General features: G+C 45.0%; 1 protein-coding gene. It reads left to right on the top strand.

Annotated features, from left to right (window positions below; all coding sequences use genetic code 11):
* Positions 1-1,084, top strand: a 1,084-nt coding sequence (locus tag ASC50_RS00955; protein ID WP_226995305.1) for a fibronectin type III domain-containing protein, incomplete at its 5' end; no start/stop codon positions are given.
* Positions 1,085-1,140: the final 56 nt, after the last annotated feature.

The raw sequence follows: 1,140 nt of genomic DNA, 5'->3' as shown, positions 1-1,140 counted from the left end.
CGGCTACCGTGTTTATCGGAGCAATCGCCCTGATTTTGAGTTTATTCTCGTCACGTCCACCATGATTGCCGACACTTTTTTTACGGATTCCGTCAATCTGAAAACCCTGACCAAACAGGTCTATTACCGGCTTCGGGCAGAAGATTTGCGACTTAATCAATCGGCACTGAGTGCTGTTTTGGAATTGAAACGTCCGGACATTATTCCGCCCGTATCGCCTGTGATTCAAGGCGTTGCAGAAAAGAAAAACGCTTTTGTAATAACTTGGTTCAACAGTTCCAGCGATGATGTGGTGCGGCATCATGTTTATAAAAAAGAGGTCGCCGACACGACTTTTCAACTCCTGACAAGCATCGAAAAACGTCCTAAAAAAGTACCTGAAAAGCAATCAACCTATCAAGACAATAGCGTACAGGCAGGGGAAACGTATATCTATCAAGTGCGAGCCGAAGACGACAGCGGGCTATTTTCCGAGCCGTCCACTCCGGTGCAAAAAAAGGCACCCGGCGAAAAAAGTGACGAAATCAGATTAAAAAAGCGGGAAGTGGATGGCGAAGTGACACTGACATGGACAATCAAGACGGAAAAGAAAGTCGAACGGATTTTGATTTACAAAGCCACCGCCAAACAGTTCGTGACCGGCAAGCGAATAGGGCGAAAACTGCATGGAGGTATAGCCTGCATACACTTTCACCCACTTGTAGGACGGCGAAATGGAAAACCGGTTGAACGGCAACGAGGCATCTTTGCTCAATTCCTGATTGGTGTAGGCAAAGGACAACGGAATATCGACCACACCAAAAAAGTTCAGATTGAGGTTTCCCGCCAAAAAGAGCGAATAAGGGTTGGTTGCCGTGGAATCGCCGGGCGTAATAGTCGCAATCTGATTTGCCGAAACACCACCATTAACAGCGAGGATAGGTGCGTTAATCATCGCCTCAATGTCTTGAGCAACAGCCTTAGCCGCAAAAAGCAAGATTGCCAGAAAAATTACGCCTTTTTGTTTCATCGGTTAATAATTTGCATTTCATTTGTTAATAATTTGTGTTTATTGTTCTCTAATTTCTATGAAAACCCTATGTAGCACTCACCTCGTTGCTTAAGCTCGAATATGTCCCATCATCGTAGAGAACTTTTATC

The sequence above is a fragment of the Candidatus Symbiothrix dinenymphae genome, from assembly GCF_001431085.1.
This window is presented reverse-complemented; position numbering and strand designations above follow the sequence as displayed.